Origin of the sequence: Fundidesulfovibrio magnetotacticus (assembly GCF_013019105.1) — a bacterium.
Taxonomy (GTDB): domain Bacteria; phylum Desulfobacterota; class Desulfovibrionia; order Desulfovibrionales; family Desulfovibrionaceae; genus Fundidesulfovibrio; species Fundidesulfovibrio magnetotacticus.
The window spans coordinates 98,597-115,500 of record NZ_BLTE01000006.1 but is presented as its reverse complement, the minus strand read 5'-3'; the positions used below and the strand labels follow the sequence as shown (position 1 = coordinate 115,500).

15 protein-coding genes and 1 tRNA gene are annotated in these 16,904 nt (G+C 69.1%); 6 read left to right on the top strand and 10 right to left on the bottom strand.

All coding sequences use genetic code 11. From position 1 onward, the window contains the following. Positions 1-67: 67 nt before the first annotated feature. A tRNA-Ser gene (locus NNJEOMEG_RS08190) sits at positions 68-161 on the bottom strand. Positions 162-288: 127 nt separating this feature from the next. On the opposite strand from NNJEOMEG_RS08190, the gene NNJEOMEG_RS08185 reads away from it, so the two are divergent. Together NNJEOMEG_RS08185 and NNJEOMEG_RS08180 are read left to right on the top strand one after the other, a co-directional pair. Next, positions 289-1,467 (top strand): aminotransferase class I/II-fold pyridoxal phosphate-dependent enzyme, encoded by a 1,179-nt coding sequence (locus tag NNJEOMEG_RS08185; protein ID WP_173083220.1) that lies wholly within the window; start codon positions 289-291, stop codon positions 1,465-1,467. Further along, on the top strand, positions 1,464-2,762 hold the full coding sequence (locus NNJEOMEG_RS08180; RefSeq protein WP_173083218.1) for a homoserine dehydrogenase: 1,299 nt from the start codon (positions 1,464-1,466) through the stop codon (positions 2,760-2,762). The genes NNJEOMEG_RS08185 and NNJEOMEG_RS08180 overlap by 4 nt, the downstream gene beginning before the upstream one ends. Positions 2,763-2,833: 71 nt before the next feature. Here NNJEOMEG_RS08180 and NNJEOMEG_RS08175 read toward each other — a convergent pair whose 3' ends face one another. The 5 genes from NNJEOMEG_RS08175 to NNJEOMEG_RS08155 form a co-directional block, all read right to left on the bottom strand. After that, positions 2,834-3,925 (bottom strand): NADH:flavin oxidoreductase/NADH oxidase, encoded by a 1,092-nt coding sequence (locus NNJEOMEG_RS08175; protein ID WP_173083216.1) that lies wholly within the window; start codon positions 3,923-3,925, stop codon positions 2,834-2,836. Positions 3,926-4,174: 249 nt separating this feature from the next. Beyond that, positions 4,175-4,942, bottom strand: a complete 768-nt coding sequence (locus NNJEOMEG_RS08170) for a hypothetical protein (protein WP_173083214.1) — start codon at positions 4,940-4,942, stop codon at positions 4,175-4,177. Between the two features lie 3 nt (positions 4,943-4,945). Continuing rightward, complete coding sequence (locus NNJEOMEG_RS08165) at positions 4,946-6,199, bottom strand: sulfite exporter TauE/SafE family protein (protein ID WP_173083212.1); 1,254 nt, start codon at positions 6,197-6,199, stop codon at positions 4,946-4,948. A gap of 80 nt (positions 6,200-6,279) precedes the next feature. After that, positions 6,280-6,672, bottom strand: a complete 393-nt coding sequence (locus tag NNJEOMEG_RS08160) for a response regulator (RefSeq protein WP_173083210.1) — start codon at positions 6,670-6,672, stop codon at positions 6,280-6,282. Between the two features lie 282 nt (positions 6,673-6,954). Then, positions 6,955-7,563 (bottom strand): GyrI-like domain-containing protein, encoded by a 609-nt coding sequence (locus NNJEOMEG_RS08155; RefSeq protein ID WP_173083208.1) that lies wholly within the window; start codon positions 7,561-7,563, stop codon positions 6,955-6,957. A gap of 203 nt (positions 7,564-7,766) precedes the next feature. Here NNJEOMEG_RS08155 and NNJEOMEG_RS08150 point away from each other — a divergent pair, with 203 nt between their 5' ends. Next, entirely contained in the window at positions 7,767-8,195 is a 429-nt protein-coding gene (locus NNJEOMEG_RS08150) for a cytochrome c family protein (RefSeq protein WP_235956891.1), read from the top strand. Positions 8,196-8,205: 10 nt separating this feature from the next. Then, positions 8,206-10,254 carry a methyl-accepting chemotaxis protein gene (locus tag NNJEOMEG_RS08145; protein WP_173083204.1) on the top strand — a complete coding sequence of 683 codons (2,049 nt, stop codon included), beginning with the start codon at positions 8,206-8,208 and terminating at the stop codon, positions 10,252-10,254. Positions 10,255-10,464: 210 nt separating this feature from the next. Here the strand turns inward: NNJEOMEG_RS08145 and NNJEOMEG_RS08140 are convergent, their stop codons facing one another. From NNJEOMEG_RS08140 to NNJEOMEG_RS08130, 3 genes are read right to left on the bottom strand one after another with little or no spacing between them, the layout of a single operon-like run. Beyond that, positions 10,465-11,301, bottom strand: a complete 837-nt coding sequence (locus NNJEOMEG_RS08140; protein WP_173083202.1) for a DUF169 domain-containing protein — start codon at positions 11,299-11,301, stop codon at positions 10,465-10,467. A 54-nt stretch (positions 11,302-11,355) separates the two neighbouring features. Then, positions 11,356-12,792, bottom strand: a complete 1,437-nt coding sequence (locus NNJEOMEG_RS08135; RefSeq protein WP_173083200.1) for a sigma-54-dependent transcriptional regulator — start codon at positions 12,790-12,792, stop codon at positions 11,356-11,358. A 31-nt stretch (positions 12,793-12,823) separates the two neighbouring features. Further along, positions 12,824-14,302 carry a sensor histidine kinase gene (locus tag NNJEOMEG_RS08130; RefSeq protein WP_173083198.1) on the bottom strand — a complete coding sequence of 493 codons (1,479 nt, stop codon included), beginning with the start codon at positions 14,300-14,302 and terminating at the stop codon, positions 12,824-12,826. A 125-nt stretch (positions 14,303-14,427) separates the two neighbouring features. Between NNJEOMEG_RS08130 and NNJEOMEG_RS08125 the strand changes: the two genes are divergently transcribed. Both NNJEOMEG_RS08125 and NNJEOMEG_RS08120 read left to right on the top strand, forming a co-directional pair. Continuing rightward, positions 14,428-15,255: a DUF2092 domain-containing protein gene (locus tag NNJEOMEG_RS08125; protein WP_173083196.1), complete on the top strand. Its 828-nt coding sequence runs from the start codon at positions 14,428-14,430 to the stop codon at positions 15,253-15,255. Positions 15,256-15,264: 9 nt separating this feature from the next. Next, on the top strand, positions 15,265-15,906 hold the full coding sequence (locus NNJEOMEG_RS08120) for a hypothetical protein (RefSeq protein WP_173083194.1): 642 nt from the start codon (positions 15,265-15,267) through the stop codon (positions 15,904-15,906). A 47-nt stretch (positions 15,907-15,953) separates the two neighbouring features. On the opposite strand, the gene NNJEOMEG_RS08115 is transcribed toward NNJEOMEG_RS08120, so the two are convergent. Beyond that, positions 15,954-16,781 carry a GGDEF domain-containing protein gene (locus NNJEOMEG_RS08115; protein ID WP_173083192.1) on the bottom strand — a complete coding sequence of 276 codons (828 nt, stop codon included), beginning with the start codon at positions 16,779-16,781 and terminating at the stop codon, positions 15,954-15,956. Positions 16,782-16,904 lie beyond the last annotated feature (123 nt).

The following is a 16,904-nucleotide window of genomic DNA, read 5'->3' as shown; positions in this document are numbered from 1 at the left end:
AACCCCGGCCAGGAATCCGTGTCCTAGGCCGGGGCCAGAAGGCTGGGAAGCCTCGTGCTGTAAGGGCTGGCGGAGAGGGCGGGATTTGAACCCGCGATACCGGTTTTGCCAGTATACTCCCTTAGCAGGGGAGCGCCTTCGGCCAGCTCGGCCACCTCTCCGCGAAGAGACCTCATAGCCGCGCGCGGCCCCCCGGTCAAGGTTTCATTCCAGTCTTTGACAGCCGGGCCGCCCGCCGGTACACAAGGAGGATTCATTCACCCTCCGCCACAGAAGGAGCCTTTGGCCATGCACAAGTTCGCGCGCATGGAACGCCTGCCACCCTACGTCTTTGCCGTGGTCAACGAACTCAAGATGCAGATGCGCCGCCAGGGCGTGGACATCGTGGACCTCGGCATGGGCAATCCCGACCTGCCCACCCCCAAGCACATCGTGGACAAGCTCGTGGAAGCCTCCCAGAAGGCCGTCAACCACCGCTATTCCGCATCGCGCGGCATCCCCGGCCTGCGCCTCGCCGCAGCCAACTGGTACCTGCGCCGCTTCGGGGTCGAACTGGACGCGGATTCCGAGGTGGTGGTCACCATGGGCGCCAAGGAAGGCCTGGCCCACCTGGCCCTGGTGATGCTCCAGCCGGGCGACGTGGTCTTCGCCACCGATCCGGCCTACCCCATCCACCCCTACGCCTCCATCATCGCCGGGGCCGACGTGCGCCGCATCCCCATCGGCAAGGGACGCGACTTCTTCGCGGACCTCTTCACCGCCACGCGCCAGACCTGGCCCCAGCCCAAGCTCCTGATCATCAACTACCCGCAGAACCCCACCACCGAGGTGGTGGACATCTCCTTCTTCGAGAAGATCGTGGACTTCGCCAAAGAGCACAACATGCTCGTGATCCACGACCTGGCCTACGCCGACCTCTGCTACGACGGCTACGTGGCCCCCAGCTTCCTCCAGGCCAAGGGCGCCAAGGACGTGGGCGTGGAATTCTTCTCGCTCACCAAGAGCTATTCCATGGCCGGGTGGCGCGTGGGCTTCTGCTGCGGCAACCGCGACATGGTGCACGCCCTCACGCGCATCAAGAGCTACCTGGACTACGGCATCTTCCAGCCCATCCAGATCGCCGCCACCGTGGCCCTGAACGGCCCCCAGGACTGCGTTTCCGAAATCTGCGAGGTGCACCGCGACCGCCGCGACGCCCTCATCGAAGGGCTCACCCGCGCGGGCTGGCACGTGCCGCCCCCCAAGGCCACCATGTTCGTCTGGGCCGAGATCCCCGACGAGTTCAAGGCCATGGGCTCCGTGGACTTCTCCAAGTTCCTGCTCAAGGAGGCCCACGTGGCCGTCTCCCCGGGCCTGGGCTTCGGACACTTCGGCGACGACCACGTGCGCTTCGCCCTCGTGGAGAACCGCCACCGCATCAACCAGGCCATGCGGGGCATCAAGAAGGCCCTCTCGGGGGGAGCGTGAGCGCCCCCGTGCGCCTGGGGCTCGCGGGCTTCGGCACCGTGGGACAGGGCCTGGCCGCCATCCTGGCCCAGAGCGCGGACTGGGTGGCCCGCCGCCTGGGCCGCCCCGTGGCCGTCACCGCCGTGGCCGTGCGCGACCCGGCCAAGCAGCGCGCCGTGCCCCTGCCCGCCGGGGCGCGCGTGGTGGCCGATCCGCTGGAGCTGGCCCACGCGCCGGACGTGGACATCGTGGTGGAGCTCATGGGCGGGCTGGGCAAGGCCCACGAGCTCATCCGGGCGTCCCTGGAGAACGGCCGCCACGTGGTCACGGCCAACAAGCACCTGCTGGCCGAACGCGGGGCCGAGCTTTTCGCCCTGGCTGCGTCCAAGGGCGCGGGGCTCTACTACGAGGCCAGCGTCTGCGGTGGCATCCCCGTCGTGCAGACCCTCAAGGAGTCCCTTGCGGGCAACCGCATCCAGGCCGTCACGGGCATCCTGAACGGCACGTCCAACTTCATCCTCTCGCGCATGACCAAAAAGGGCCTCTCCTACGGAACGGCCCTCAAGAAGGCCCAGAAGAAGGGCTTCGCGGAAGCCGACCCCACCCTGGACGTGGGCGGCTTTGATGCGGCCCACAAGCTGGCCCTGCTCATCCGCCTGGCCTACGGCGTGCATTTCCCGCTGGAGAAGCTCCCGGTGACGGGCATCACGGCCGTTACGCCCCTGGACATCGCCTACGCCAAAGAGTTCGGCTGCGAGGTGAAGCTGATCGGCCAGGCCAAGATGGTGGACGGGCGGATCATGGCCGGGGTGCACCCCATGCTCCTCTCCAAGAGCTACCTGCTGGCCCAGGTGCAGGGGGCCTTCAACGCCGTGCGCGTGGTGGGCGACGCCGTGGGCGCGGTGATGCTCTACGGCCAGGGCGCGGGCGGCCTGCCCACGGGCTCGGCGGTGCTGGCCGACATCATGGCCCTGGCGCGCGACGGGGCCGCGCCCAACAACACCGGCTTCCCCGAGAAGACCCTGCCCCTGGCGGACATCCTGCCCGCCGAGGAGTCCTGCGGGCGGCGCTACTTCCGCTTCACCGTGGAGGACAAGCCCGGCGTGCTGGCCTCCATCGCCCAGGCCCTGGGCGACGTGGGGGTCTCCATCCACCAGGTGGTGCAGAAGGTGGACCCCGACGCATCCGACGAATCCATCGTGCCCATCGTGTTCATGACCCACACGGCCAGCCAGAGCCAGGTGGACCAGGCCCTGGCCCGCATCCGGGAGTTCCCCTACGTGAAGGCCGAGCCCGTGCACATGCGCGTGCTGTAAGCGCGGCGGGACGGATCAAATGAAAGGGCCGGCGGAAGCGCCGGCCCTTCTGCGTTGCGGGCGAGCCCCCGCTACCGCCTCTTCACCGCATACCCGTACTGCACGGGCCAGTCCGGCTCCACGCCCAGGGCCTGGGCGGCCTTGATGGCCCAGTAGGGCTCGCGCAGCATCTCCCGGCCCAGGAGCACGATGTCCGCCGCGTCCGAGGCCAGCACCTCCTCGGCCTGGGCGGCTTCGGTGATCAGCCCCACGGCGCAGGTGGGCACGCCCGCGCGCTCGCGCACGGCCCGGGCGAAGGGAACCTGGAACCCGGGCCCCACGGGAATCTTCGCGTAGGGCACGAGCCCGCCGGTGCTCACGTCCACCACGTCCACCCCCGCCTCCCGGAGCTTCCCGGACAGGACCACCGTCTGTTCGAGATCCCAGCCGTTCTCCACCCAGTCCGTGGCCGAGACGCGCGTAAACAGCGGCATGGAGTCCGGGATGGCCTCGCGGATGGCCCGGGCCGTCTCCAGAGCCAGGCGCATGCGGTTCTCCAGGCTGCCGCCGTAGGCGTCCGCGCGCACGTTGGAGAGGGGCGAGAGGAATTGATGCATCAGGTAGCCGTGGGCCGCGTGCAGCTCGATGATCTCGAATCCGGCGTCCACTGCGCGGCGCGCGGCGTCGACGAAAGCCCGCTTCACGGCCGCGATGCCCGACAGGTCCAGGGGAGCGGGCAGGGGGTCGGACTCGTTGAAGGGCAGTGGGCAGGGGGCCTGCACGGTCCAGCCGCCCGCACCCGGGTCTGCGATGCGCGCGCCGCCTGCCCAGGGGGGCAGGCAGCTGGCCTTGCGCCCGGCGTGGGCCAGTTGGATGGCGGGCACGGCCCCCAGCAGGCGGACGGCCTCGGCCACGGGGGCCAGGGCGCGGGCGTGGGCGTCGCTCCACAGGCCCATGTCGCCCGGGGAGATGCGCCCCTCGGGCGCGACGGCCGTGGCCTCCACGAACACCAGGCCCGCGCCGCCGGCGGCGCGGCTGCCCAGGTGGGCCATATGCCAGGGTGTGGGCAGCCCGTCCGTGGAGCTGTACTGGCACATGGGCGAGACGCCGATGCGGTTCTTCAGGGTGACGCCCCGCACGGTGAAGGGCGTGAAAAGGATCGGGGGGGAGGAGTGTCCGGCCATGGGTCACCTCGGGGAAAGAATGGCCCCGGTCCGTCCGGGAGGACGCCGGGTGCTGACGCCCTTGTAGCATGAACCGGGAGGATGATGGCAAGCCCGGTCCGCAGGCTAGGCCGGGACGCTTCGCCGAGACGTTCCGCAAAATGCGCACGGCCGGTGCGCCGGTCGCGCCGCCCGCCGAAGTTCCCCCAAAAGCGAGAGGCCGCCCGGGGGGGGCGGCCTCTGCATGGGGGGGTTAGGGTTTAAGGAATCCTAGTGCTTCTTCTTGGACTTCTTCATGGACAGGCCGATGCCGTCGAACATGTAGAAGATGCCGTAGCCGTACCACATGGTGTAGACCACGTAGAAGGCCAGCAGGAAGGTGAGCAGGAAGATGTTCTTGGAGACGGGCTCGCCCACGATGCCGTAGAAGTTGTAGGCGGGCTCGATGCCCTTCTTCATCACGGTGTCCAGGGCCTTGGCCTCGGCCACCTTGCCGTCCTTCTGGAGGGGCTTGATCATGGCCGCGTAGCCCTTCCAGAGGTTCTTGAGGGTCTTGCGCAGGGCCAGGTTCTCGGGCTTCTCGGCCTCCGCGCCCACGAGCCCGAAGGCGAACTGGCTCTTCACGGTGGAGAAGTCCAGCATGGCGCCCAGGTCTCCCTTGATCGCGAGCACGTTGTCCTTCACTTCCACCTGCGCGCCGGCGGCCTGGAGGGCCTTGGCGATGTCCTGGGCGTCCTGGTTGGCCTTGGCCTGGGCCTTGGCGGCGTCGGGCTCGTCCTTGGGGTCGGGCTTGGCGATGGTGGCCGTCACGGCGAGGGTCTTGCCCTTCTGCTTGGCGGCGGTTTCCTTCACCTGGTCGAAGTAGTCGGAGGAGTTCTTGGAGAGCTTGTTGAAGAACTCGTCTGCGAACTCAAGGCCGGTCTGCGGGTTGCCGTTCTGGTCCTTGAACAGGGGGGACATGATCAGGGCGAAGACCACGCAGAAGCTCACCATGAGGGCGAGGCCCTTGCCGAAAGCGGATTTGTTAGTGATAGCCATTGCTTATTCCTCCCCGCGCAGCATGGGGATGTTGGCGAAGAACTTCCCGAACACCCACACGCCGAAGAGCCCGACGCTGACCCAGAACACGATGTTGCCCACGTATTCGATCATGTTGTTGAGTTCGGGAGACCAGCCCAGGTAGCCCAGCTCGGTGAGCTTCTTGGGCAGGGTGGCCGCGCGGTTGATGAAGCCGGAGATGATGGACAGGGCGTAGAAGCCGCGGATGTGCACGCCCTTGACGACCTTGGTCACCAGCGCGCCCACCTGGATGCCCAGGAGCGAGCCGATGAGCATGCCCATGGCCAGGGTGTAGAACACGAAGCCGTACACGGCGTACTGGGCGATGCCCGCGAAGCCGGCGGTGAAGATGATCTGGAGGATGTCCGTGCCCACGGTGGTCATGGAGGAGACGCCGAAGACGTACACGAACATGGGGAAGGTGATGAAGCCGCCGCCGACGCCCATGATGGCCGCCAGGGCGCCCACCACGAAGCCGCCGCAGGCGATAACCCACATGGAGAGCTGACGGCCACCGGGGACGAAGTCCTCGTCGAAGGTGATCATGGGGGGGATCTTCAGGGCCTGGACCTTCTGGGCCAGCGGGGGCACGCCGCCGCCGGCGGGGCCGCCGTGGGAGTCGCCGCCTTCCTCGCCCTTGCGGGACTTCAGGAAGTCGTACGCGCCGTAGAAGCCCAGGAAGCCCAGGAGCACGGCGTAGATGGTGGAGATGAACAGTTCCGACATGAGCGGGTCGGAGTCGTAGAGCATCTTGTTGAGCGTGCCGCCCGCCACCGCGCCGAAGCCGGAGCCCAGCAGGAAGCCCAGGGCCAGCTTCACGGAGACGTTGCCCAGCTTCTTGTGCACCGCCGTGCCCATGATGGCCTTGGCGAAGATGTGGAAGAGGTCCGTGCCCACGGCCAGGATGCCCTTCACGCCCGCGGCCATCAGGGCCGGGGTGATGATGAAGCCGCCGCCCGCGCCGATGCAGCCCGTGATCAGGCCGGCGGCCAGGCCCACGCCGATGGAAGCCAGGAAGATGGTGGTGTTGTAGTAGGAGGGCATGTAGGCGGTCTTGCCGCCGATCACGTCCGCCGCCTCGACGAAGCTGAAGCCCAGGATGGGCAGGGCCAGTACGGCAAGAACCAGGAGCTTCTTGCGGTTCTGGATGATGTTCATGGAGACTTCGTAGTCCCACTTGGCGTGGGCCCGCGCTCCTTCCATCATGAAATTGTAGACGTCCCTGAAGAATCGCATCCGGTAACACCTCCGTTGCCTAGACATTGTTCCACCCTCGGGGTTGTTCCCCAGGGGACCCGCCGCGCCCTTGCGCCCCTTTATCCGGCAGGTCCCGTCGGCCGTGCCCTCAACGCTTCCAGCACGGCCTTCACCAGCCCCGCCGGATCGTCCCTCTTGGGGACATAGAAAACCATCGGTTGGCCCAGGCAGGGCCGCGCCTCGTCCTCCTCGTGGGCGTATACGGCCACGGGAAGTCCCGGCCTGACCCGGCGCACCTCGCTGACCACTCGCCCGGCGTCCATGTCCGGCAGTTCGCCGTCCACCACCAGGATGTCGCCCTCCGCGGCGGCCAGGAGCGCCGCCTCCCTGCCCAGTCCACAGCCTTTCACCGCGTATCCTTCCCTGGCGAACTCGCGTGCCAGCAGCTCCCGGATGTGCCGGTTGCGGTCGGCGAGGATCACTGTCGGAGGGTTGGATGCGGCTGTGGCCATGGCCTGGCAAAGGCAAAGGGCGTGCCGGAAACGTTGTTCGGCAACGTTCCGGAATGATGATGAAAAAAAGACGGCCCGCTGGAGGGCGGGCCGTCTGGGTGTCAGCAATTTTTACGGTTGGTAAACGCGATGCCTGCATGCCGGGGTGGACGCAAGGGCTCCGGCCGCGCTTCCCCGGACGAGGGACGGGACGGCAGGCCTTCCGCCGACGGATGGCCGGGTTTGTCGGCCGCGCGGGAGGCAGGCGCGCCGGGTCCGGTCCTGCGGGGTCGGGCGTCCGGCTCAGACAACGGGGTAGCGGACGATGGTGCGCTGGCGCTCCGGGGGGGTGCGCAGGGGGTCGCTCAGGTAGATTTCGTGGCGGCGGCCCGAGGGGGCGAAGCCCTCGCGCTCGATGAAGGCCGCCAGGGCCTCCCGCACGGCGCGGGTGTCGTGGCGCGGCCCCACGTGCAGCGCCTGGGCGGCGCGCCCCTCCCCGAAGCCGATGAGCTTCACGCGGCGCACCATGGGCGGCTTGCCTCCGGCCAGGAGCGCCTCCTTGAGGGGCCAGAGGATGTTGTCGCCCACGAAGTCCGGGGCGCGCAGGCAGAGGGTCCACTGCCAGGCCTGGGGGGGCGCGGCGTCGAAGTCCTGGTAGCCGGGCTCCAGGCTGTAGAGACCCTCCAGCCGGGGCAGGACGAAGGGCCGTCCATCCGCCTTCGACTGGGCTCGCAGGGCCCGGGCCACGGTGTACAGCGCCGCCAGGCCCTCCCGGAAGCGGGGATCGTCCGGCCTGCCGATGCCATCCAGGGAAAGGAACCAGGCGTCGTCCACGGTGACGAACCTGGGCTCGGGTCCGGCGGCGAGTTCCGTCCGGCAGCGGGCGAAGAGATCGAGGGGGGCGGCGGTCATGGGCTGCTCCTTGGGTGTTGGTGGAGGCTTGCTTATCCCGGCGCGCCCGTCCTGAAAAGAGGGAGAAACCCCTCGGTTGGTGTCATTTGAGAAGTATGTCACAATGCCTTGACAAAATGGTGTGGTGAACGGAAGAAAGGCGATCCGAAGACGTTGGTGGAGGGGGCATCCTCATGGCTCGGTGGGCGTGTCTTGCGGTCGGGGTGTTGTTGTTGGGGGTTTCCGGCGTGGCCCTGGCGGCGGGGGAGCCTGCCTATGTGGGCTCCAAGGCCTGCTCCCAGTGTCATGAGAAAGAATTCTCAAACTTCAAGAAATATTCCAAGAAGGCCCACTCCTGGAACTCGGTGGCCATCATGCGCCCCAAGCTCAAGGAGCGCGAGCTGCGCCAGTGTTACGAATGCCACACCACGGGTTACGGCCGCGCGGGCGGCTTCACCAGCCTGGAGGCCACGCCGGACCTGGCCGAGGTGGGCTGCGAGACCTGCCACGGCCCCGGAGGCGCGCACGCCGCCTCGGGCGAGCGCAAGGACATCACGCGCCGCCCCGACACCCAGAGCTGCACCGCCTGTCACAACAAGGAGCGCGTGGAAGACTTCCGCTTCAAGCCCCTGATCTACTCGGGCGCGCACTAGGAGGGCCGGCATGCACCTGATCGCACGCTCCATCAACGCCAAGCTCTCCCTGGTGATCGCGGCCATCTCCCTCACGGCCGTGGCCGTGATCATGGCCTTCGAGGCCGCCGGAACCCGCGATCTGGTCACCACCCAGATCCGACACGCCGCCGAGACCGAGGCCGACCTGGCCTACATGGGCATCGAGAAGCCCATGATCGTGGGCGACAACAAGGGCACCATCGCCGAGTTCCAGGCCATCCGCTCCAAGTTCAAGGACCTTTCGGCCCACATGACCTCGTATACGGGCAACGTCACCTACAGCACCGACGAAGCCGCCGTGCGCAAGGACCTCGCCCAGGTCTTCGCCAGCCCCGAACTGGAGGGCCTGCACAGGCGCGGCCTCAAGGAGGCGGTGCGCGAGTCCGTGTTCGTGGACAAGGGCGACAAGAAGTTCCTGGCCCGGGTGATCTCCGTGCCCAACCAGGTCAAGTGCCACCACTGCCACGGCGACTCCGAGCCCATCCTGGGCCAGATGGTGCTCCTCTCCGACGTGACGGCCCCCATGGACGCCATGCGCGCCCAGATCGTGCGTTCGGCGGGGGTGGGCCTGGCCGGGCTGGTCTGTCTGATCGGCGTGACGGTGTGGGCCGTGGGCGTGCTCTTCATCCGGCGTATCAAGGCCCTGGCCGGGCAGACCGAGCAGGTGGCCCAGGGCGACTACTCCCCCCGGTTCGAGGACCCGCGCAGCGACGAACTGGCCGTTCTGGCCGGAGACATCAGCGCCATGGTGGCCCAGCTCAAGGACAAGCTGGGCTTCTCCGAGGGCGTGCTGGCGGGCATCCCCACGCCTTGCGTCATCGTGGGGCCGGACAGGGGCATCGTCTGGGTGAACCGACAGATGTGCGAGTTGCTCGAAAAGCCCTACGACCTCAAGCTCTACCAGGGCATGCGCACGGGCGTCTTCTTCTGGAACGACGTCAACCGCAAGACCGTCTCCGAGGTCGCCATCGAGACCCAGACGGCCCAGCACGGCGAGCGCCAGGTACAGACGGCCTCGGGCAGGGGCATCTCGATCACCGTGTCGTCCACGCCGTTCTTCGACATGGACGGCAGGCTCATGGGCTCCATCACCTTCTGGAACGACATCACGCCCATCCGCGAGCAGCAGCGGCGCATCGAGGCCCAGAACCAGGTGATCGCCCAGGCCGCCCAGCGCGCCGAGGCCGTGGCCCTGCACCTGGCCGGAACCTCCGGGCACCTGCTCGACCGTATCGACGAAGCCAGCAAGGGCACGGAGCACCAGCGCCATCGCATCCAGGAGGCCGCCACGGCCGTGGAGCAGATGAACGCCTCGGTGCTGGAGGTGGCGCGCAACGCCTCCAACGCGGCCCGAAGCGCCGAGTCCGCCCGCGAGAACGCCCAGCGCGGCAGCGGCGTGGCCGAGGAGTCCATCCGGGCCATCATGGACGTCCGCGAGCAGACCCGGGCCATGGCCGAGAGCCTCCACCTGCTGGGCGGCAAGGCCCAGGACGTGGGGGCCATCATGAACCTCATCACCGACATCGCCGACCAGACCAACCTCCTGGCCCTCAACGCGGCCATTGAGGCCGCCCGCGCGGGCGAGGCCGGGCGCGGCTTCGCGGTGGTGGCCGACGAGGTGCGCAAACTGGCCGAAAAGACCATGGCCGCCACCAAGGACGTGCACGCCGCCGTGAGCGGCATCCAGGAGGGCGCGCGGCGCAACATCGACCTCATGGACGAGGCCGGAACGCGCGTGGAAAAGGGCGCGGACCTCGTGAAAGGCGCGGGCGAAGCCCTCATGGGCATCGTGGAGGTGGCTGCGGGCACCGCCGACATGGTGCGCGCCATCGCCACCGCAGCCGAGGAACAGTCCGCCGCCTCGGAGGAGATCAACCAGACCGTGGTGGACGTGAATGCCATCGCGGGACAGACCGCCTCCACCATGACAGAACTGGCGGGCATGTCGCGCGAGGTGGCCCAGGTGGCCTCCGAACTGCGCGAGGTGATCGGCTCCATGAGCCTGGAAGGCGGCGACGCGCCCAAGGCCCTGGGCTGATCCCTCTCCGGGAATGCGGAAAGAAGGACGGCCGGGCGCGTAGCCCGGCCGTTTGTTTTGGCAGGCGGTCCCGTCCGGCCAGGGCGCGCGCCCGGGCCATCCGTTTCGCCCGGTGCGGGCGAGCCACGCGGGCCAGGGCCTGTGGGGAGCGCACGTCGGCACGTTCTCCCGTCCCCGCTCGGCCGTGCAGGGGCGGCACGGGCCGCGCGGCTACTCCCCGCCCTTGCCCCTTGCCCAGGCCTCGGCGCTGCGGGCGATCTTCTTGCGGATGCCCGCCCAGGTGTCGGTGGTCAGGTAGGAGTCGCGCCAGCGCTCCACGAAAAGGTCGAAGAGGGCCTTGGGCACGGTGAGGGTCAGCTCGTCGGTGGCCAGGAACTTGCGCTCCGAGGGGTCCAGCCCGCCCAGAACGGCCTTGAGCCTGCCCTGCGAGAGATAGTGCAGAGGCCAGGTGGTCATGCAGGCGCAGCCCGCCCCGAAAGGGCTCATGAGTGCCTCGAAGTCGCCGGTGACGAAGCTGGCCAGGAAGCCCAGCCCGCAAAGCTGCTCCGGGCGCACGAAAAAGGTGATCGTCTCCGGGGTCTCGCCCGACTCGAAGGCGCTCAAGGGCTTGAACACGCGGAAGCGGGCAGGGGCCATGCGCGGCGGGATCTCCTCGAAGAGGCGGCGCGCCGTGGCGGGGTCGGGCAGGTAGCGCTCGCCGTGCACGGGCGTGCCGGGGACGCCCGTGCTCACGTAGCAGGTGATGAAGTCCAACTGCGGGGCGTGGAAGCCCAGGTAGAAGGAGGCCCCGGGGCAGCCGTAGCGGGCGGCCTCGAAATAGGCCGGGAGGTTCTTGCGCCGGGCCAGCCAGAGGTTGCCCAGCACGCAGGAAAAACTGCCCCACACGGCCTGCCAGTCCATGGCCCCGGCCTGTTCCAGCTCCCGCGAGACGGGCGGTCCGGCCTTGGGCGAGTAGCCGGATGCGGGTTCCTCGTCGGTGGAGTGCATGCCGTAGGGCTCGCCGTCCAGGTCCAGGACTTCCAGGAACGCCTTGGTCTCGTCGGTCATGACGCGCCTCCTCGCGGTGGGCGGGTTGTGTGGTTCGCGGCGGCGGGGTTCGGTTCAGGAGAGCACGTCGCCCACGCGCACCTGGGCCTCCACCACCAGCCCGAGCTTGTCCATCTTGGCCAGAAGCGTGGGGCGCGAAAGCCCCAGGAGCCTCGCGGCGTGGGTGCGGTTGCCCCCCGAGACGCGCAGGGCCTCGGCCACCACCAGGGCCGAGAGGCGGTCCACCGCGCGGTTGTGGAGGTCCGGCCCGCCGGCGGCCACCACGGCGCGCACCCAGGCGTCCAAGGCGCCCTCCGCGTCGGCCGCGAGGTCGTGGGATTCCGCGGGAGTGCGCCCGGCGATGGCCGCGCGCACGTCGTCGGCGGAGATGGCCAGACCCCGGCTGAAAATGAGGGTCTTGTTGAGCACGTTGGAGAGTTCGCGCACGTTGCCGGGCCAGGCGTGGTCCTCCAGGGCTGCCAGCCCTCCGGGGGTGATGCCCGGGTCGCGGGCGTTCATGGCCCGTGCGTGGAGCCCCAGGAAGTGGGCGGCCAGCTGGGAGAGGTCCTCCTTGCGCTCGCGCAGGGGCGGCAGGACGATGCGCACCACCTGGAGGCGGTAGTAGAGGTCTTCCCGGAAGCGTCCCTCGGCCATGGCGGCTTCGAGGTCACGGTTGGTGGCGGCGATGATGCGCACGTCCACGGGTACGGGGCCTTTGCCGCCCAGGCGCTCGATCTGCTTTTCCTGGAGCAGGCGCAGGAGCTTGGCCTGCACGGGCAGGGGCATGTCGCCGATCTCGTCCAGGAACACGGTGCCGCCCTGGGCCTGCTCGATCTTGCCCGCGCGGCGCTGGGAGGCCCCGGTGAACGCGCCTTTTTCGTGGCCGAAAAGTTCGCTCTCCAGGAGCGATTCGGGGATGGCCACGCAGTTCACCACCACGAAGGGCCGGTTCTTGCGCGGCGAATAGCTCCACACGGCGCGGGCGGCCAGTTCCTTGCCCGTGCCGGACTCGCCCTGGATGAGCACCGTGGCCTCGGTGGCGGCCACGCGGCCCAGCTGCTTGTAGACCTCGCGCATGGCGCGGCTCTGGCCCACGAGGCTCACGCTGGGGGCCTCCCCTGCGTCCTTGGCTTTGGAGCCCCGGGCCTGGCTGGAGGCGTCCAGGGCCTGCTGGATGAGCCCCAGCATCTCGGGGATGTCGAAGGGCTTGAGGATGTAGTCGAACGCGCCCTTGTTCACGGCCTCGATGGCCGTGCCGGTGTCGCCGTAGGCGGTCATGATGATCACGGGGGTGGCCGGGTCGGCGGCCTTCATGCGCGCCAGGGCCTCCAGGCCGGAGATGCCGGGCATGCGCACGTCCATGACCACCAGGTCGGGCTTTTTGTCGGCCAGGGCGGCGATGCCCTCCTCGCCCGAGGCGGCGGTGAGGGCCTGGTGGCCCTCCTGCTCGATGAGCCGCGCGAAGCTCTGGCGCAGCCCGGGTTCGTCGTCCACCACGAGGATCACGCTCACGGTCGGTCCTCCCGGCGGTCATGGGCGCGCGCTAGTTCCATCTGGCCCTCCCCTGGGATTCGGAGTCGAAGGGCAGGGTGATGGTGAACTTGGCCCCGCCGCCCTTGGCCTGGGTGAGCGAGATGCTGCCGCCGTGTTCGGTGACGATGCGCCGGGCGATGGGCAGGCCCAGGCCCGTGCCCTCCTCCTTGGTGGTGTGGAAAGGCTCGAAGACGCGTTCGCGTTCCTCCTCGGGCACGCCGGGACCGGTGTCGGAGACGCTCAGCACGGCCACGCGGCCCATGGGCTCCATGAAGCCTTCGGACTCGTCCACGGTGATGGTCCCGGGGCCTTGCATGGCGTCCATGGCGTTGGCGAAGAGGTTCACGAGCACCTCCTTGAGCTGCTCGGGGTCGATGAGGATGGGGCGCAGGGGTTCTTCGCGCTCCACGTGCACGGTGATGCGCTGGGCGTCCAGGCGCGGGCGCATGAGCTGCACGGCGGCGGCCGTGACGTCGGAGGGCGAGGAGCGCGCCAGCGTGAGCTTGGGGGGGCGGGCGTATTCCAGGAAGTTCTGGATGATCAGGTCCAGGTGCTTGATCTCCTGGGAGATCACCTCGAAGTCTTCTCGTTGGTTCTCGCTGAGGTCCAGGGAGCGCTGGAGCGAGAAGAGGCGCATCTTCACGGAGGTGAGCGGGTTGCGGATGGAGTGGGCCACGCCTGCGGCCATCTTGCCCACGGTGGCCATGCGCTCGGCGGCCTTGAGGGTGGCCTGGCTTTTTTCGAGCTTGGATCGGGCCTGCACGGCGCGCTCCAGCAGGCCGTGCATGCGCGTCTCCAGGGCGGCCACCTCGTCGGGGCCGGCGGGCTGGTCCTCGCCCTCGGCCAGGCGGCGAATGGGGCCCAGGATCTGGCGCGAGAGCACCAGGGCCAGCACGAGGCCCAGCAGGAGCGTGAAGGGCACGAACACCGTGGCCATGGTGTTGGCCAGCTCCATGCGGCTCAGCCCCTCGGCGCGGTCTCGGCTCAGGCCCGCGCGCAGCGAATCGAGAAAGAGCTCGCACTGGGTGATGAGCGCGTCGAAGCGCTTGCGGGCGGCGGCGTGGATCTGGGACGCGCCCTGGCGGTTGCCCGCGTTGAGCAGCTCCACCACGCGCTCGCGCTCCACGGTGAGGCGCAGAAAGCCCGACTCGATGTCGTTGACGAGCCTGCGCGTGGACTCGTCGTCCACGAAGGAGCGCACCTTGGAGAGCTCGCGCTCGAATGCGGATTGCTGCTCGGAGAGCCGCGTGAGCCAGGACTTGTCGAAATCCAGGGAATAGTAGGTGAGGAAGCCGCGCTGGGCGGCCAGGGAGCTTTCCAGGCGCATGGCGGCGTCGAGGGCGTGGACCTGGCGGTCGAAGACGCCGGACAGGAACGTCTGGATGCGGGTGCCATACCAGAGCATGAAGGCCCCGCCGCCCACGGTGACGGCCAGGAGCAGGCCCAGGACGAGATAGATGCGCAGGCGCAGGGACACGTGGAGACGCATAGGGGGGATATTGCGGGCGCGGGCGGGGAAGTCAAGGCCGGGAAGCCGGGACCGGGGACTTCCGGCCCAAGGGAGGTGCGGCCGACGTGTTGCGCTGCTCGGAGGATGGGGGTAACCCGGATGGAATGGAAAATCTTGCGCGTCTGCGGCGCGCCTTCAAGGAGAACAAGCTCATGCACTTCCGCGCAAAGGCCGTGTCCGGCGTTCTGGCTGTCCTCGCCCTGTCGCTCTGCGTCTGCCTGCCCGTCCAGGCCAAGGAGAAGAAGAAACCCCAGGCCCCGGATGTGGACGCAAGGGCCGTTTCGCTCCTGGAAAAGAGTTGCCATGCCCTCGCCGCGCTCAACGAGTACTCCTTCGAGGCCGACGTCACCCTGGACAAGGTCTACGGCGATGGCTCCAAGGTGCAGGCCGGCAGGCGCATGGAGGTGCGCGTGCGGCGGCCCGGGGCCTTCCGCATCGTCACCGACGGCGACGACATCCAGGTGCTCTCCGTGTTCGACGGCAAGGCCTTCAGCCTTCTCTTGCCAGACCGCAAGGCCTACGCCCAGCTCCCGGCGGCAATGGACACAGACGCCCTCATGGACATGCTGTCCGCGTCGTACGGCATCGAATCCACCCTGGGCGATCTGATCTCCAACAAACCCTGCGACAGGCTCAAGCCCGAATCCAGCTACTACGTGGGCAAGGCGAAGGTGGCGGGGACGGTCTGCGATCAGCTCTTCTTCCTGGGCAAGGACGTGGACTGGCAGATCTGGTTGGAGGACTCGGCCACGCCCTATCCCCGCAAGATCGTCATCACCGAGAAGCGCCAGGCGGGCGCGCCCCAGTTCTCAGCCGTGCTCTCGAACTGGAAGGGCGGCCCGCAGCCCGCCGGGTCCTTCGAGTTCGAGCCGCCGGCCGGGGCCGTGCGCGACGACGCCATCATCACCGGCAAGCAGCCGGGGAAACAGTAGGAGGACGCCATGAGCATCCCCGACGGATGGAACGTGCGCGTCGAGGCGTCCCCCGGCGCGGCGTGGTGCACGGTGATCTTCACCGTGCTCTTCGTGGCGGCCCAGTGGCTCGTGGTGGCGGACTTCGCCCTGGCCCAGCGCCGGGGCGGCGGTCCCAGGGGCGGCTACTCCGCCGCGCGCGGCAGCGTGGCCACGGGGCCGCGCGGCGGTGTGGCGGTGCAAGGCCCCAGGGGCGGCGTGGCCGCCAGGGGGCCCTACGGCGGCGAAGCCGTGCGCGGCCCCAGGGGCAACGCGGCGGCGCGCGGCCCGGGCGGCGCGGCGGCGGCGCGCGGTCCCTACGGGGCTGCGGCGCGCGGCCCAAACGGCAACGTGGTGGCCGCCCCGCGCGGCTGGGTGGCCCCCCCGCCCCCGCCCGTGCCAGTGCCCGTGCCAGTGCCCGTGGCCCCGGGCTACTACGGCGGATACGGCTACGCTCCGGCATCCGGCGTGGCGGCGGGCATGGCCCTGGGGGCCATGCTCACGGTGCTTCCGGCCACGGCGGTGGCCATCGCCAAATCGAACAAGGAAACGGTCTACGTGGTGGAGAACAAGTGCTACCGCGAAGTGATCCGCGACGGCCGCAAGGTCTACGAGCAGATCCCCTGCCCGTAAGGCGCGGACAGAACGCCGAAAGGGCCGTCCCCCGAGGGGCGGCCCGGTCAGCCCACGCGGTCGAGCAGTTCGTCCAGGCGCTTGGCCACCTCGTCGGGGGTGAGCCTCCGGGGCGGCAGGGGCAGGTGGGCGTTGCGCAGCGCCAGGGGCACGCCCACGTGGCGCGCGGCGCGGGCCAGGGCCTCCTCCACGGCGTGGAGGCGCTCGTGCAGGTTGCCAAGCTCCCGGGCCGTGGACAGGGCGGCGAAGCGGTCGGACCCCGTGCGGCCCACCACCGCGTCGGGCAGTGCGTCGCGCAGGGCGTCGGCCGCGCTCAGGAGCAGGGCGTCGGCCTTGTCGTGCCCGAATTGCGCGTTCACCTCCCGCAGCCTGGCCAGGTTCCACACCGTCATCACGGCGGGCTGCTTCTCCCTGGCCCAGGCGTGCAGGCGCTCCTCGGCCAGGCCCAGGAAGCCGTGGCGGTTGTGCAGGCCGGTGAGCTGGTCCTGCCCGGCCATGGCCCGCTCGCGGTCCCAGAGGTTGAGGAGCTGCACGATGAGCAGCAGAAACGACAGGTACGACAGGCTGTGGGAGATGAAGCTGTAGGCGTGGAAGGCCCACTGGTCGTAACGCCGCCCGGCCAGCCAGTCGGTGAACTCCACCGAGAGGGCGCAGGCGAAGGCCGTGGCCACGCCCACCCGCCAGCCCCCGGCCACCGTGAGCATGATCAGCGGCGTGACGTAGACCACCGTGAGGTTGATCTCGTAGCCCGTGGCGTAGTCCAGCCAGGCGATGGCCAGCAGGTAGGCCACGCCCTGCAGGGCCGTGCGCAGCTTGTCGCGGCGCATGGCCTTGATGCGGTCGGACCACCAGGAATGCAGGGGAGGCAGGGGCATGGGGGCTCCTGTGCGTTGGCGTTGCGCGCTTGGCCCAGGATAGCGCGCGGTGGGGGCTGAATCCAGAGGAAAGTGGGGACGCCGGAAAGCGCGGGCGAGTGTTGCCAACGCGGCGGATTCGGG

Excerpts from the sequence above, each read along its gene's own strand:
- NNJEOMEG_RS08175 (WP_173083216.1), bottom strand. The coding sequence starts at position 3,925 with ATGGCCGGACACTCCTCCCCCCCGATCCTTTTCACGCCCTTCACCGTG.
- NNJEOMEG_RS08155 (WP_173083208.1), bottom strand. The coding sequence starts at position 7,563 with ATGACCGCCGCCCCCCTCGATCTCTTCGCCCGCTGCCGGACGGAACTC.
- NNJEOMEG_RS08145 (WP_173083204.1), top strand. The coding sequence starts at position 8,206 with ATGCACCTGATCGCACGCTCCATCAACGCCAAGCTCTCCCTGGTGATC.
- NNJEOMEG_RS08115 (WP_173083192.1), bottom strand. The coding sequence starts at position 16,781 with ATGCCCCTGCCTCCCCTGCATTCCTGGTGGTCCGACCGCATCAAGGCC.
- NNJEOMEG_RS08165 (WP_173083212.1), bottom strand. The coding sequence starts at position 6,199 with ATGCGATTCTTCAGGGACGTCTACAATTTCATGATGGAAGGAGCGCGG.
- NNJEOMEG_RS08140 (WP_173083202.1), bottom strand. The coding sequence starts at position 11,301 with ATGACCGACGAGACCAAGGCGTTCCTGGAAGTCCTGGACCTGGACGGC.
- NNJEOMEG_RS08160 (WP_173083210.1), bottom strand. The coding sequence starts at position 6,672 with ATGGCCACAGCCGCATCCAACCCTCCGACAGTGATCCTCGCCGACCGC.
- NNJEOMEG_RS08170 (WP_173083214.1), bottom strand. The coding sequence starts at position 4,942 with ATGGCTATCACTAACAAATCCGCTTTCGGCAAGGGCCTCGCCCTCATG.
- NNJEOMEG_RS08120 (WP_173083194.1), top strand. The coding sequence starts at position 15,265 with ATGAGCATCCCCGACGGATGGAACGTGCGCGTCGAGGCGTCCCCCGGC.
- NNJEOMEG_RS08130 (WP_173083198.1), bottom strand. The coding sequence starts at position 14,302 with ATGCGTCTCCACGTGTCCCTGCGCCTGCGCATCTATCTCGTCCTGGGC.
- NNJEOMEG_RS08185 (WP_173083220.1), top strand. The coding sequence starts at position 289 with ATGCACAAGTTCGCGCGCATGGAACGCCTGCCACCCTACGTCTTTGCC.
- NNJEOMEG_RS08125 (WP_173083196.1), top strand. The coding sequence starts at position 14,428 with ATGGAAAATCTTGCGCGTCTGCGGCGCGCCTTCAAGGAGAACAAGCTC.